Annotated in this window: 9 protein-coding genes and 2 pseudogenes; 6 read left to right on the top strand and 5 right to left on the bottom strand. The window is 70.0% G+C overall.

Annotation, left to right across the window (positions count from 1 at the left end; genetic code table 11):
• Window positions 1-73: 73 nt before the first annotated feature.
• From AB0F03_RS03650 to AB0F03_RS03660, 3 genes and pseudogenes are all read left to right on the top strand, one after another.
• The gene (locus tag AB0F03_RS03650; protein ID WP_361986149.1) at window positions 74-2,746 is read left to right on the top strand and encodes a glycosyl hydrolase; all 2,673 of its coding nucleotides are present in this window, start codon (window positions 74-76) and stop codon (window positions 2,744-2,746) included.
• Window positions 2,747-2,908: 162 nt separating this feature from the next.
• A pseudogene (locus AB0F03_RS03655) lies at window positions 2,909-3,222 on the top strand (sigma factor); the annotation flags it as partial.
• Between the two features lie 2 nt (window positions 3,223-3,224).
• A pseudogene (locus tag AB0F03_RS03660) lies at window positions 3,225-3,551 on the top strand (permease); the annotation flags it as partial.
• 578 nt (window positions 3,552-4,129) lie between these two features.
• On the opposite strand, the gene AB0F03_RS03665 reads toward AB0F03_RS03660, so the two are convergent.
• Window positions 4,130-4,330, bottom strand: coding sequence for a hypothetical protein (locus AB0F03_RS03665; protein WP_361986151.1), 201 nt, complete (start codon window positions 4,328-4,330; stop codon window positions 4,130-4,132).
• Window positions 4,331-4,812: 482 nt separating this feature from the next.
• Between AB0F03_RS03665 and AB0F03_RS03670 the strand changes: the two genes are divergently transcribed.
• The 3 genes from AB0F03_RS03670 (at window position 4,813) to AB0F03_RS03680 (ending at window position 11,036) form a co-directional block, all read left to right on the top strand.
• The gene (locus AB0F03_RS03670; RefSeq protein ID WP_361986153.1) at window positions 4,813-7,197 is read left to right on the top strand and encodes an RICIN domain-containing protein; all 2,385 of its coding nucleotides are present in this window, start codon (window positions 4,813-4,815) and stop codon (window positions 7,195-7,197) included.
• A 143-nt stretch (window positions 7,198-7,340) separates the two neighbouring features.
• The gene (locus AB0F03_RS03675; RefSeq protein ID WP_361986155.1) at window positions 7,341-8,486 is read left to right on the top strand and encodes a ricin-type beta-trefoil lectin domain protein; all 1,146 of its coding nucleotides are present in this window, start codon (window positions 7,341-7,343) and stop codon (window positions 8,484-8,486) included.
• Between the two features lie 192 nt (window positions 8,487-8,678).
• Window positions 8,679-11,036 carry a GH92 family glycosyl hydrolase gene (locus AB0F03_RS03680; protein ID WP_361986156.1) on the top strand — a complete coding sequence of 786 codons (2,358 nt, stop codon included), beginning with the start codon at window positions 8,679-8,681 and terminating at the stop codon, window positions 11,034-11,036.
• A gap of 78 nt (window positions 11,037-11,114) precedes the next feature.
• Here AB0F03_RS03680 and AB0F03_RS03685 read toward each other — a convergent pair whose 3' ends face one another.
• The 4 genes from AB0F03_RS03685 to AB0F03_RS03700 form a co-directional block, all read right to left on the bottom strand.
• Complete coding sequence (locus AB0F03_RS03685; RefSeq protein ID WP_361986158.1) at window positions 11,115-12,074, bottom strand: carbohydrate kinase; 960 nt, start codon at window positions 12,072-12,074, stop codon at window positions 11,115-11,117.
• A gap of 86 nt (window positions 12,075-12,160) precedes the next feature.
• Entirely contained in the window at window positions 12,161-13,150 is a 990-nt protein-coding gene (locus AB0F03_RS03690) for a zinc-dependent alcohol dehydrogenase family protein (RefSeq protein ID WP_361986160.1), read from the bottom strand.
• Window positions 13,147-14,016, bottom strand: a complete 870-nt coding sequence (locus AB0F03_RS03695) for a carbohydrate ABC transporter permease (RefSeq protein ID WP_361986162.1) — start codon at window positions 14,014-14,016, stop codon at window positions 13,147-13,149. Before AB0F03_RS03695 ends, AB0F03_RS03690 begins: the two co-directional genes overlap by 4 nt.
• Complete coding sequence (locus tag AB0F03_RS03700) at window positions 14,016-14,978, bottom strand: sugar ABC transporter permease (protein ID WP_361986164.1); 963 nt, start codon at window positions 14,976-14,978, stop codon at window positions 14,016-14,018. Before AB0F03_RS03700 ends, AB0F03_RS03695 begins: the two co-directional genes overlap by 1 nt.
• Window positions 14,979-15,027: the final 49 nt, after the last annotated feature.

The raw sequence follows: 15,027 nt of genomic DNA on the forward strand, positions 1-15,027 counted from the left end.
TGGTTGTAGTGGTCACGCCAAGCTCCCCTCTGCGCCGGGGCACCCCAAATGCCCGGTGCAGGGAGGAGAGGGCATGTTGCCCCCGAAGCACCAGCGACGGTTCATGACCTGCACCGTCGTAGCGGCCGCGTTCGGACTGGTAAGCACCCAGTCGTTCGCGGCGTCGACCCAGGCCAGACCCCGGCCCTGGCAAGCGAGCCACCAGGCCGCCATAGGCCGCGAGCACATCAAGGCGGTGCACGCGGGCCAGGGCATGTCCGCGTTCACCGCGGAGGGCGATGACGACGGGGCCGACGAGGCGGAGAACTCCGCCGAGGCGACGGCCCAGTTCACCGAGGCCCGCACCGCGCCCGGCGTGGTCGCGCCCGGCGCCTACGGGGCAGCCTGGCAGCAGTTGCAGTCCATGCGGCACACGAGCGGCGGCTGGAAACACGTCACCGCGAAGGTCTACAACGCCGACGATCCCCGCTACCGCGATGTGAACTCCAACTCCAGCGGCGGGGCGGGCGATGTCACCGGACGGATCACCGGCATCGCCGCCGATGACCAGGGTCATGTGTACGCGGGGGGCGCGAACGGTGGTGTCTTCCGCTCGACGACCGGCGGCGGGCACTGGAAGCCGATCTCCGACAAGTTGCCGTCCCTGTCGACGGGCACCCTGGCCTTGGACCGGCAGAAGCGGCTCTGGTACGCCACGGGTGAGTCCAACACCGGTGCGACGTCCTTCGTCGGCACGGGCGTATACGTCCTGAAGGACCCGCGCCACGGCCAGTTCCGGCCCGGCGACCGCGTCGGAGGTGCCGAGCTGGAGTCCACCGTCATCCACGCGCTGCGCTTCGCCGGAAGCAAGGCGTGGGCGGCCACCAGCACCGGCGTCTGGTCGCACTCCACGACCACTCTGTCCGGGCCGTGGAAACACGAGTTCGCCCCCAACCCGGACTACCTGCCGGGCGGTTCGAAGGCGGACGATCCGAGCGCGCCGTACAAGAACATCGCCAACGACATCGCCGTCGACCCGAAGGATCCGGACAAGGTCCTGCTCGCGGTCGGCTGGCGCGGTGGCGACACGTACAACGGGCTGTACGCCCGGCTGGGCGACGGCAGCTGGAAGCCGGCGAGCGGGCTCGGTGACCTGCCGACCAGCAGTGACGACGTCGGCAACATGACCTTCGCCGCCGCGGCCGACGGCTCACGCCTGTACGCCGTCGACCAGTCCCCGGCCCAGATGGCCGCGAACCCGGACAGCGGGCTCAAGGGCGTGTACGTGTCCAAGAACGGCTCGCCGTTCGGGCCGTGGACGCTGATCGCCGACTACACGAAGCTGAAGGCGTCCGGATCCGCCCTGCAGAGCGCGGGCTACATGCCCGGCATCCAGTCCTGGTACAACCAGTTCCTCCAGGTCGACCCGGCCAATGCCGACCACGTCTACCTCGGCCTGGAAGAGGTCTTCGAGACCAAGAACGGCGGTCAGAGCTGGACCGTGCCCGGCCCGTACTGGAACTTTCCCTTCCCCTGCTGGAGCCTCGACCCGGCCAAGCAGACCGGCGACTGCTCACCTACGACCCACTCCGACCAGCACGCGGTCGCGATCGGCAGCCACAAGGGCAAGACCTGGGCGTACGTCGGCAACGACGGCGGCATCTACCGGCGTCCGCTGAACGGCGCTGTCGACTCGGGCGGTCACGCCAAGGACTGGCAGTCCCTGAGCGACGGCACCCTCGACACTCTCCAGTACTACTCCGTCGGCGTCGGCAAGGACCTCACCTACGGCGGCGTCTCGGTCACCGGCGGACTACAGGACAACGGCCAGTCGATCCTGCGCGGCCACGACAAGGTCATGGGCTCCAACTTCGGTGGCGACGGCGGCGACACCATCACGGACCCCGCCAACGGCTGCGACATCGCCGAGGAATACGTCTACCTGGACATGTGGGTGACGCAGAACTGCGGCGTGAACGACGGCTCCTGGTCGACGGACCCGTCGAAGGCCACCGAGTACGAGGTCGCCCCGCCGGACAAGGACCAGGGGGGCGCCGGCGCTCGCTTCATCGCCCCGATCGCCGCCGACGCCAAGAACACCCACACCTGGATCGCCGGTGGCCGGCACGTGTGGGTGAACACCAAGGGCTTCGCGATCCGCTCCGGCAAGGAGTGGACGAACGCCTACGACCTCGGCGAGGGCCACACGGCTACGGCCGTGGCGTCCTCCGGCGGCACCGTGTACGTCGGCTGGTGCGGCCCCTGCAACAACCAGGGCTTCACCCGCGGCATCGCGGCCGGCAACGCCGACGGCACCGGTTGGCACCAGCTGAACCTTCCGGTCGACGGCACCATCCCGAACCGCTACGTCTCCGGTTTCGAGATCGACCCGGCCAACGCCCAGCACGTCCTCGTGGCGATCAACGGCTTCTCCCGCCGGTTCACCGAGGGCCCGGGCGCGGGCGTCGGCCACGTCTTCGAGTCCAAGGACGGCGGTGCGAGCTGGGCGGACATCTCGGCCGACCTGCCCGACGTCCCCGCCGACACGGTCAAGCTCCTCCCCAACGGCGGCGTCGCCCTCGGCACCGACCTCGCCACCTTCTACCGTCCCGCCGGCGCCACGAAGTGGCTGGTCCTCGGGCACGACCTGCCCACCACGGCCGTGATGCAGCTGCGCCTCGGCCCGGACGGCAAGCTGTACGCCGCCACCCACGGCCGCGGCATCTGGTCCTTCGACGTACGGCGCCTCAAGGGCCGTAAGGACTGATCACCATCCGTACGCTCCGTAGTACGACCACGGCCGGTGCGGCCCCGCTCCCAGGGGTGCACCGGCCGTCCGGCTTCGGGGTTCACTGCACCGGATACGCCGCCACACTCAGCCGCAGCGTGACGAGCGGCGCGCTCTCGGGACCCCAGGTAACGGACGCCGATCCCACGCGCGCCCCGCGGGGGCGACCCCGATGCCGTCGGCCTCTTCGTCCGCGCCCTGCTCCGGGACGTCCGCCGCTACGCGACGTTCCTCGGCGCCGATCCCCGGAGTGCCGACGACCTGACCCAGGACACCTTCCTGTGGGTCCTGGGCAGCGTGCACCGGTTCGAGGACCGCTCCTCGGCCCGCACCTGGCTGTCTCCGTCGCCCGCCGTGCGGTGGTCGACAGCATCCGCTGCGACGCGTCCCGGCCCCGTCTGCCGGACACGGACGACTGGGAGTCGGCAGCGGAACGCACCCAGGCGCGGGACCTGTCGTGGCGGCGGCCACGTTCAATGTGGCGGTGCCCCGTTCCGTGCTGGACGCGTTCTCGGGTTCGCCCTGGCTCTCGGTGCTGTTCCTGGCCGCTCTTGCGGTGGTACTGGCGGTGTGTTCGGAGGCCGACGCGTTCGTGGCGGCCTCGCTGAGCGTATTCTCACCGGTCGCACGGCTGGCGTTCATGGTGGTCGGTCCGATGGTCGATCTGAAGCTGATCGCCCTGCAAGCCGGCACCTTCGGGCGGGCGTTCGCGGTCCGGTTCTCCGCCGCCACGGTGGTCGTAGCGGTCCTGTTCAGCGCGCTGGTCGGAGGAGCACTGCTGTGAGACGCCCGCTTCAGATGATCTTGCTTGTCCTGAGTGGTACCGGCCTGCTGCACATCGCCCTCATCGCCTCCGGCGCCCATCTGATCCTGCTCGGCCTGGCGGACGCGGCCTCGTACGGACGGCGGCGAGCGGGCGGTGAAGACAGGCGTCACGGCGAGGACGGCCATGGGCACGACCACTCCGGAGCACCCCGTGCCGCGTGGCTGTTGTTCTTCCCGGCGTTGAGTCCGATCGGCAGGCCCGTGACACGCACAGCGGCGAATGCAGCCATGGACATGACACACACAGTGGTGAATGTGCATGACAGGACGCGACGAACGTAGTCTTGTCCCAGCGCGGCCGACAGCGGCCGAGGGGATTCTCTACCCCCTCATAGGTCTTGTGGGGAAGATGGATAACCCGCCATACCCGTGGCACTGGCCCCCGGCACCCTGGAGCCGTCGGATTCCGCAGCGGACTCAGGTCATCGAGGGGCGGATAGGTCCGCCAGGGCAGCAACAGGCTCCGAGAAGCCCTGGCCGAGCCTCCGTGAGGCCCTCGTGAACGCCCTGCGGGATCGGTGCCAGGGGCCGGCGCCGTCAGCGCAGGCGCATCTCTCGGAGCGGCGCGGGCGCTAGCCCCGGTGCCGACTCGCCCGGGAGATGCGGGGTGTGCTTCACGGGTCGGGCGGAGTCGGCGACGACGGCGCTGCTGCTGGTGTGGTGCAGGAGGGCGGCGACGACGGGGTCGAGGGAGCGGCCCGCGCCGGCGAGCAGGCCGGGGAGGTGGGAGCGGACCATCGCGAGGACACCGCCCCCGTGCCCACGTGGCCCCGTCCGAATGGGTGCGCGGTCCGCCTGGGCCTCCTCGCACCTCGTCGATGGTGCGGATGCCTGGTACGAAGTCCGATTTGTGGGCGGCCAGGCCCAGGACGCGCCGTCCCGTTCGCCGACCACCGGGCGAACCTGGACCCCTGGCTGGAGGCACAGAGGCTGCTGGCCGACCGGGGTGCACTTATCGCGCTGCATCGTCGGGTGCTGATCCACGGCATCACCGAGCGCGGCGCCTCGGTCCTGCCGGTACAAGCGCTCGGACGGGTCCGGGGAGAGAGCGCGAATCCGGCAGGAGGCTGGATCGAGTGTGTGTGAAAGTGTCGCCTTGTCTTGAGGGTTGACCGCAAAAGAGACACGACCGCACACTGTGCGGCATCTTCGGGCGGTACTTGGCGCGCCTCTGACCCGGCGCACGCCCCGGCCGTCTCCCCACGCCGAAGGACGAGTCCATGCATCGATCAGGAAGACTTGCTCCTGTATGGGTACTTGTGTTGCTCGCCGCGTTGCTCGCGGCCGGTGTCGGTCCGGCACAGGCCGCGACCACGTCCATCACGGTGGACGGCACCCAGGGCGGCCGGACGTTCGACGGAATCGGTGCGATCAGCGGCGGTGGCGGCAACTCCCGGCTGCTGACGGACTACCCGGCGGCTGAGCGGTCACAGATCCTGGACTACATGTTCAAGCCCGGCTACGGCGCGAACCTTCAACTGCTCAAGCTGGAGATCGGCGGCGACGCAAACTCCACCGACGGCTCGGAGCCGTCGATCGAACACGCCAAGGGCACGGTCAACTGTGATGCCGGGTACGAGTTCTGGCTGGCCGAACAGGCCCGCAAGCGCAACCCGAACATCGGCCTGTACGGCCTGGCCTGGGCCGCACCGGGCTGGATCAACGGCGGATTCTGGTCCACCGACACCATCAACTACCTCATCTCCTGGCTGGGGTGCGCCAAGCAGCACGGCCTGAACATCCAGTACCTCGGCGGCTGGAACGAACGCGGTCACGACGTCAACTGGTACATCCAGCTACGGTCGGCGCTGAACACCGCCGGCTACTCGGACGTACAGATCGTCGGTGACGACTCCGGCTGGAGCGTCGCCGACGACATGGCGAGCAACTCCGCGTTCGACAAAGCGGTATCGATCATCGGCGTCCACTACTCCTGCAACGGCGGTGACGGCGGTGATGCGCGCTCCTGCCAGAGCACCCAGACCGGCAGAAGCCTCGGCAAGCCCCTGTGGGACAGCGAGAGCGGTTCCCAGGACATGAACACCGGCGCCGCCGCGCTGATCCGGGCGATCACCCGGGGCTACATCGACGCGAAGATGACCAGCTACTTCAACTGGCCGCTGCTCGCCGCCATCTACCCGAACCTGCCTTACAGCACCGTCGGACTGGCCACGGCCGGTTCCCCATGGTCGGGGCACTACACCATCGGTGCCAGCACCTGGGCCACCGCGCAGGTCACCCAGTTCACCCGGCCCGGCTGGAAGTTCATCGACTCCGCCTCGGGCTATCTCGGCGGCTCGGAGACCAACGGCAGCTACGTCACCGTCAAGTCGGACACCGGCTCCGACTACTCCACGATCCTGGAGACGACGACCGCCGGCGCCGCTCAGACCGCCACCTTCCACGTCCAGGGCGGTCTGTCCACGGGAACCGTCCATGTCTGGGCGACCGCAGTGAATGCTCCCAGCGCGGCGACATCCTTCGTCCACGTCCAGGACGTCACGCCGTCGGGCGGCTCGTACGCGCTGACGATGCAGCCGGGCTACGTCTATACCGTGACCACCACCACCGGCCAGGGCAAGGGCACCGCGACCGCACCCGCCGCCCACGCCCTCGCTCTGCCCTACAGCGACACCTTCGACACCGACGCCGACGGCACCGAGGCGAAGTACCTGTCCGACATGCAGGGTTCCTTCGAGGTCCAGCCCTGCACCGCTCGCTCCGGCCAGTGCCTCCAGCAGATGGCACCGGTCAAACCGATCGAGTGGCAGGACGACTCCGACTCCTACTCGCTGATCGGCGACACCACCTGGTCGAACTACACCGTCAGCTCCGATGTCCTGCTGCGCGGTGCGGGTACCACCGAGCTGCTCGGCCGGGCCAACACCCAGCTGCGCCCGCAGTCGCACATGAACGCCTACTACTTCCGCATGCGCGACACCGGGCAATGGTGGATCGAGAAGGGGTACACCGACGGTTCCCACCACACCCTGGCCACCGGCACCACCGCGGCGCTGGGCACCGGCACCTGGCACAACCTCGCCCTCACCTTCCAGGGCTCCACGATCAGCGCCGCGGTCGACGGCAGACGGATCGGTTCGGTCACCGACACCTCCTTCCAGTCAGGGCAGGCCGGACTGGGCATCCAGGGCTACCGCACCGACCAGTTCGACAACCTGTCCATCGCCCCGGGTTCGGGAAGCGCGGGCGGCACCGCGACCGGGCAGGTCACCTCCGTCCTGAACACCGCCAAGTGCCTCGACGACTACACCGACTCCACCACCGCCGGCGCCGTCGTCGACATCTGGGACTGCAACGGCACTCCCGCCCAGCAGTGGACGCTCGGCAACAGCGCGGTCACCGTCAACGGCCTGTGCCTGGACGTCGTCGGCAACGCGACCGCCAATGGCTCACCGGTGGACCTGTGGAACTGCAACGGCGGCGGGAACCAGCAGTGGACCGTCAGTAACGGCACCTTGGTCAACCCCGCCAGCGGACGCTGCCTCGACATCCCCGGACTCGACACCACCAACGGCACCGCCCTCGACATCTGGGACTGCGACGGCGGCGCCAACCAGAAGTGGAACCTCCCCGCCGCACCGTGAACCGGGCCGGCCGGGGCGCCCGGACGGGCCGTGCCCCCGCGCAGACACGCGCCCGGACATCCCCCTCCGACTGGTCCGCAAGACGGCCGGGGGCGGCCGTGCACAGCACCCCGCACATTCCCTCACACAGCAAAGGGGAGAACATGAGATACGACAGGGCAGGGTTGGCGGTCGTAGTGGCGGCCGCGCTCGGCGCGGGCATCGCCCCCTCGGCGGCAGCCATCACCGGCCGGGCGCAGGCCGGTGCCGACAAGGTCCGCGCCGCGGCCGCGCCCGCCTCATTGCGGGTGATGCCGCTGGGCGACTCGATCACCTGGGGCATCGGCAGCAGTACGGGCAACAGCTACCGCGGTGACCTGTGGGACAAGCTGTCCGCCGAGGGCCACCCACTCGACTTCGTCGGCAGCCAGCGCAACGGCACCCTGTCCGACCCGGACAACGAAGGCCACTCCGGCTGGCGGATCGATCAGATCGCCGGCATCGCCGACTCCGTGCTGGCCCGGTACCGGCCCAACGTCGTCACCCTGGAGATCGGCACCAACGATCTCAACCAGAACTACCAGGTGCCCACCGCCACCGACCGGCTGCACGCGCTGATCGACCGGATCACCACCGACGCGCCCGACGCCACCGTGCTGGTCGGCACCCTCATCGTGTCGACGAACTCCACCGAGGAGCCCAACCGGCCGGCTTTCAACGCGGCGTTACCTGGCATCGTGCGGACGGAGCAAGCGGCCGGCAAGCACGTCCGGCTGGTCGACATGAGCGCGCTGACCGCCTCTGACCTGGCCGACGCGCTGCACCCCGACGACGGCGGCTACCGGAAGATGGCCGGTGCCTTCGACGACGGCATCCAGGCCGCCGACGCCGCCGGCTGGATCAAGGCACCCGTCGCCACCAGCCGTGTCGGCGCCGTGCGCTCGGGCATCACCGGCAAGTGCCTCGACGTCGAAGGCGGCGACGCAGCCAACGGCACCGCCGCGCAGCTCTGGTCCTGCAACAACACCGCCGCGCAGGTCTGGACCGCGTCCTCGGACGGCACGCTGCGTGCGCTCGGCAAGTGCCTGGACGTGGCCGGCGCCGGCACCGGCAACGGCAGCAAGGTGGTGGTCTGGGACTGCAACGGCGGCGGCAACCAGCAGTGGCAGCCGTACAACGGCGGCTACCGCAACCCCGCTTCCGGCCGCTGCCTCGACGACCCGGCATCCTCCACCACCGACGGCACGCGACTGGTGATCTGGGACTGCAACGGCGGCACGAACCAGAAGTGGTCCGCGCCCGGCGCCTGAGAACCGACGGGAGCGGCGCGCGGCCGGCAGGGCCCAGGGCCAGTGGAGCGGGGCGCCACCCCGGCCAGTTCCCTCCCGTCCGGCTCGTCGGGCTCGTGCGGCTCGTGCGGTACTCGTGCGCCACCTCTTGACGACCCCTCAGCACCCACGAAAAATGATCCCAGCCCTGACAACGTTGTCGAAAGGCGCACGATGAAACGACGCACCAGCCGCCACCGTCCGCGCCCGGTAAGCGCGTTGGCGGTGGCCGTTCTGCTGGGTACGGGACTCGCGGCGCCGGCGGCGCGCGCCGCGGCCGACGGGCCGCAGCGCGAGGACCGGCTGACCGACCTGGTCAACCCGTTCATCGGCACGGAGAACGAGGGAAACACCTACCCGGGTGCGGCCGTGCCGTTCGGCATGGTCCAGTTCTCACCCGACACCGGGCACAACACCGGCTACGACTACTCGCAGGACCACATACGCGGCTTCTCCATGCTGCACCTGTCCGGCGTCGGCTGTGGCCTGGGCGGGGACCTGCCGGTGCTCCCCACGACCGGGGACATCACCAGCACGGACAACGCCACATATGCCGCGGGATACCGCCACGACGACGAGACGGCCTCGCCCGGCTATTACCGGGTCGGCCTGGACAGCGGCGTCCAGGCCGAGCTGACCGCCGGCAGGCGCACCGCCGTGCAGCGCTACACGTTCCCGGCCACCGACAAGGCCAACGTGCTGGTGAACGCCGGACAGTCACTGCACAGGACGCTGCACACCAAGGTGGAGATCCTCGACAACCGGACCGTGCGGACGGCCATCACAGGCAGCGGCTTCTGCCAGGACACCAAGCCGTACACGGTCTACACGATCACGAGGTTCGACCGGCCGTTCACGACGTCCGGTACCTGGAAGGGCGCCGACGTCACCGACGGCTCGAAGACCTCGCAGGCGGACGCCGAGCGCAACGGCGCCTTCGTACGCTTCGACACCACCAAGGACCGTACGGTCGAGGCGACCACCGCCCTGTCGTACGTCGACGCCAAAGGGGCGGCGCTCAACCTGCGTGCCGAGGGCGGCCGTTCCTTCGGCCAGGTGCGCCGGGCCGCACGGGACGCCTGGGAGGACCGGCTCGACGACGTACGGGTCCGAGGCGGCAGCACGACCCTGCGGCGGACGTTCTACTCCTCGCTGTACCGTTCGTTCCTCGCCCCGAACATCGGCAGCGACGTCGACGGGCGCTACACCGGCTGGGACCAGCGCGTCCACCGGGCCGAGGAGTTCACGTACTACCAGAACTGGTCGCTGTGGGACACCTACCGGACCCAGACCCAGCTGCTTTCCCTGCTGGCGCCGCACGAGGCACGTGACATGGCGCTGTCCGTGATCCGCATCGACAAGGACAGCGGCTGGCTGCCCAAGTGGGGGTACGGCACGGTCGAGACCAACATCATGACCGGTGACCCCGTCACCCCCTTCCTGACCAACGCCTATCAGCAGGGGCTGCTGAAGGGCCACGAGGAGGACGCCTACCGGGCGTTGAGGCGCAACGCCGACGGCGTGCCGCCCGCCGACTCCGCCCCCGTCGGCCGGGAGGCCGACAAGGAGTACATCGCCGACGGCTTCGCCCCCTACATCAAGGGCCGGCCGCATGCCAAGCCCGGTGACTCCGACTACGACCACGGTGCCTCGGCCACGCTCGAGTACGCCCTGTCCGACGCCATGCTCGGCCAGATGGCCAAGGAGCTGGGACACCGCGCGGACGCGCGGCGGTACACCGAGCGGGCACGCAACTACCGGAACATCTACGACCGCTCGACCGGGTTCTTCCGCGCACGTGACGCCTCGGGTGCCTTCACCGGCCCGGCGGACCCGGCCCGCAGCGAGGGCTTCCACGAGGGAACGTCGTGGCAGTACCAGTGGCTGGTGCCCCAGGATCTGCCCGGTGTGATCGACCTGATCGGCGGCAGGGCCGCGGCCGATCAGCGGCTCGACTCCTTCTTCGCCTACGACCGGCTGGTGGCCGACCCCGCGAGGACCGCCCGCGAGGTGTGGGTCAACGGGCCGTACGACTACTACAACGCGGACAAGTACAACCCGCAGAACGAACCGGATCTGATCGCGCCGTACACCTATCTGTCGACCGGGCAGCCGTGGAAGACCACCGACGTGGTGCATGCCGCGCTGACCCTGTTCACCGACGCGCCGACCGGTATGACCGGCAACGACGATCTGGGCACCATGTCGGCCTGGAACGTGCTGTCGTCCATCGGCCTCTTCCCGGTTCAGCCCGGCACCGACACATGGGGTCTGTCCACCCCCGTCTTCGAACGCGTCGACGTCACGCTCGACCGCCGCTACTACCCACAGGGCCGGCTGACCGTGCGGGCACCGGGCACGTCGGGCTCCCAGCGCTACATCCGGTCCGCCCGGCTGGACGGCACCCCGTACGGGAAGACGTACCTGACCACCGGGCAACTCCGCCGGCTACGAGACGTGTCCTTCCAGGTCGGCTCGACGCCCTCGTCCTGGGGCACCGGCACGGACGCGGCACCCCCCGCTCTGAAGTGAGGTGAAGCAGTGGCCGCCCGGCTCCGGAGCCGCAGCACCGGGGCAGCGCGACGATCAGCCGTCCGCCACCGCGACCGGTCAGCCCACCAGTTCTGCCGCTGTGGGCGGGTCCGCCCCTTCACGCCCGCAGGTGAGCGCCGCCACCCGGGCGGCCACCGCCAGCGCCTCGCCGAGGACCGCGGGCAGTCGATCGGTGTCCGTCGCCGCGCGCAGGGCCGTGCGTGCCGTCGCTGCCTCGGCTCCCGGGCCGCCCCCCAGCAGCCCGGCGTGCAGCAGTCGGCCGGCCAGTCCGGCCATGAACGCGTCGCCGGCCCCCACGGTGTCCCTCACCCGGACGGGCACCGGCGCGATGTCCTGGCAGCCGTGCCGCCACCAGGCCCTGGCGCCGTTGGCTCCCAGGGTGAGGACGACCAGCGCCGGGCCGCTCCGTGCCCAGCGCGCCGCCGTCCTGTCCGGACTCTCGCCCGGGTGGAGCCAGGCCAGGTCCTCTTCGCTCGCCTTGACCACGTCGCTGATGGCGACCAGTCGTTCCACCCGTTCACGTTCCCGCTCCGCGGAGCGGAGCAGCGCGGGCCTCAGGTTGGGGTCGTAGGAGAGGGTGGCGGAGGCCCGCAGGGCGTGCAGCGTGCTGAAGACCTGGTCGGCTCCCGGATTCAGGGCGGTAGCGATGGATCCGGTGTGGACGTGCGCCGGCGGCCCGTCGCGCAATGCTTTCTCGACGGCCGCCGACAGGGCCCAGGTGATGTCGAAGGTGTAGCTCGCGGCGCCCGCGGCATCGAGTACGGCGGTCGCCGTGGAGGTGGCGGCGTCGACCACGGATCCCGGTGACAGCTCGACCCGGCCGGCCTCCAGATGCTTTCGGAGCAGGCTGCCGAAGTGGTCGTGTCCCACGCGGGTGGCGAGCCGGACCGGGTGGCCGAGCCTGCCCAGGCCCAGCGCCACGTTGGCGGGGCTGCCACCGGGGTGGCTCCGGCGCGAGCCGTCGGGGCCGGTGATGACGTCCACCAGTGCTTCGCCGATGACGATCGCCGGGAGCACGGGAGCCGTTGTGTCCCCTGGGCCGGTCAGGACTTCGGGCGCCTGCTCTGTGCGGGCCCGGCCGTGCCCGCGTCCGGTACTCCTGGTCACGGCAGTACCTGGATCTTCCGGCCCTGCCCTGCCTGGAATCGCCGCAGGGCTTCGGCGTAGTCCGCCAGCGGCAGCCGGTCGCTGATGAAGATCTCCGGGTCGAGCACCCCTCCGGCGAACAGTTCGGCGGCACGCTCGTAGCTGTGCAGTACGGCCATCGAGCCGGTGATGGTGATCTCCTCGTTGTAGATCCGGTACGGGTCGATGGTGGCCCGGGTCGCGTAGTCGGCGACGCCGAACTGGAGGTACGTGCCCCCCTTGCCGACCCGGCCGAGGGCGTCCTGGATGGCTCGGGCGTTGCCGGTGGCGTCGATGACCACGTCCCAGCCGCGTGGGCGCTCGAGCGCGTCGGCGGTGGTCACCGCGTTGCTACAGCCGAGCGTGCGGGCGGTGGCGAGCCGGTCGTCGTTGATGTCGACCATGTCGACGGTGGCCGCCCCGGTGCGCTTGGCGAGTTCCAGCATCATCAGGCCCATGGTGCCCGAGCCGTAGATCAGCACGTTGCTGGCGAGCGTGGAGCGCAGGATGTCGTAGCCGCGTACCGCGCAGGACAGCGGCTCGATGAGGGCGGCGTCCTCGGTGCGGACGTGCTCGGGGAGCTTCACGCAGTTGGCGGCGGGGGCGGCCGTGTACTGTGCCGCGCCGCCGGGGACGGTGACACCGATGGCGTTCCATCGCTCGCACATGTTGCCGCGCCCGATACGGCAGTAGTGGCACTCGTGGCAGTGCAGAGAGGGGTCGACGGCGACCCGGTCACCGACGGCCAGGCCGTGTACCGCGGAGCCCAGGGCGACGACCTCGCCGGCGAACTCGTGCCCGGGAACGATGGGCAGGGCGGGTGCGAACTCGCCTTGCAGGATGTGGAGATCGGTGCCGCACAGGCCGCAGGCCGACACCTCGATCACTACCTGCCCGGGGCCGGGGGTGGGGTCGTCGACGGTCTCGACGCCGACCTGGCCGGGCGAGCTGATCACGGCGGCTTTCACTTGACTGCTCCAAGGGACAGGCCCTGGACAAGCTTGTCCTGGGCGGCGAATCCGGCGACGAGGACCGGCAGGGAGACGCAGACGGCGGCGGCACACACCTTGGCCAGGAAGAGGCCCTGGCTGGTGACGAAGCCGGTGAGGAACACGGGTGCGGTGCCGGCGACGACGCCGGTGAGCACCCGGGCGAACAGCAGTTCGTTCCAGCTGAAGATGAAGCAGATCAGCGAGGTGGCTGCGATGCCGGGGGCGACGACCGGCGCGACGATCCGGGCGAGGACGGTGGGCAGTCCCGCGCCGTCGATGGCGGCCGCCTCCAGGATCTCGACGGGGACCTCGGCGAGGAACGAACGCATCATCCAGACCGCGATCGGCAGGTTCATCGAGGTGTAGAGGATGACCAGCAGCGCGACGTTGTCGAGCAGGCCGCTGTTCTCGGCGATCAGATAGACCGGCAGCAGTCCGGCCACCGCGGGCAGCATCTTGGTGGACAGGAAGAAGAACATCGCGTCCGTCCACTTGCGCACCGGCTTGATGGACAGGGCGTATGCGGCCGGGACGGACAGCACCAGCACCAGGAGCGTCGACAGGAGGCTCGCGGAGAAGGAGTTGACCAGCGGCGGCCAGGGGGAGACACCGGTACTCGCGCCGAAGAACTCCCGGTAGCCCTGGAGGGTCAGCGGTGCCCCCGGGCTCGGTGGGTTGGTCGCGGCGTCGGACTCGCTGTGCAGCGAGGTGAGCAGCATCCAGGCGACCGGAAGGAAGAACACGGCTCCGCAGAGCCACGCCAGCAGGCCGAGTGCGCCGCGCCGGCGTCGGGCCCCGCCGCCGGGGCCGCCCGTGGGGCGGGTGGTGAGGGTCGCGGCCATCAGCGGGTCTCCTCTCGGAGCAGGGACGAGACCGTCCTGAGCGCGAAGCTGCCCACGAGGAGCGAGCAGAGGACGACGATGACGCCTTCCGCGGAGGCCTGCCCGTAGTCATGCGCCTGGTAGAAGGTCTCGTAGACGGTGTAGGGCAGGTTGGCGGTGCCCAGGCCGCCGCCGGTGAGCGTGAAGACGGCGTCGAAGTTCTGCACCACGTAGATGCTGCCGAGCAGTGAGGCCAGCTCGAGATAGCGGCGCAGGTGCGGGAAAGTGAGGTAGCGGAAGACCTGCCAGGTGGTCGCGCCGTCCACGCGGGCCGCCTCGACGGCGTCCATGGGGCGGCTCTGTAGCCCGGCCAGCAGGATCAGCATCATGAAGGGCGTCCACTGCCAGATCAGCGACGCCTCCACGGACATCAGCGGCAGGGAGGACAACCAGTCGGGCTGCGGCGCGCTGTCGCTGCCGAACAGGCCCCACAGCCAGGTCAGCGATCCGTTGATCAGCCCGTAGGTGGCGTTGTACAGCGCGTGCTTCCACAGCAGGGCGGAGGCCACGGGCACGACGAGGAACGGAGTGATCAGCATGGTGCGGACGATGCCGCGGCCGCGGAACCGACGGTCGAGGAGCAGGGCCAGCCCCAGGCCCAGTACCAGGCTGACCAGCACCACGGTGGCCGTCAGCGTGACGGTCGTCAGCAGGGAGGAACGCAGCTGCGGGTCGGTGACCGCGTCCTTGTAGTTGTCCAGGCCCGCGAAGGCACGGTTGTCCGGGTCGAGTGCGTTCCAGCGCATGAAGGAGATCGCCACGGTGCCGACGAACGGCAGCTGGGTGACCACGATCATGAAGATGAGGGCGGGGAGCAGCGGGGCCCGCCGGGCCCACGCCCTGCGAGATCGCCGTGGGGGCGCCGCCTGTTCCGCGATCCGCGGCGCTCGGGTACGCCTGGTGAACGAATGAGCGAGGGTCATCGGTGTGTCTCCGCTGTGCTTCCGTCCCCCGGTCCCGCGGGGGCGGGAC

The organism is Streptomyces sp. NPDC028722, from assembly GCF_040637655.1.
Lineage (GTDB): Bacteria > Actinomycetota > Actinomycetes > Streptomycetales > Streptomycetaceae > Streptomyces.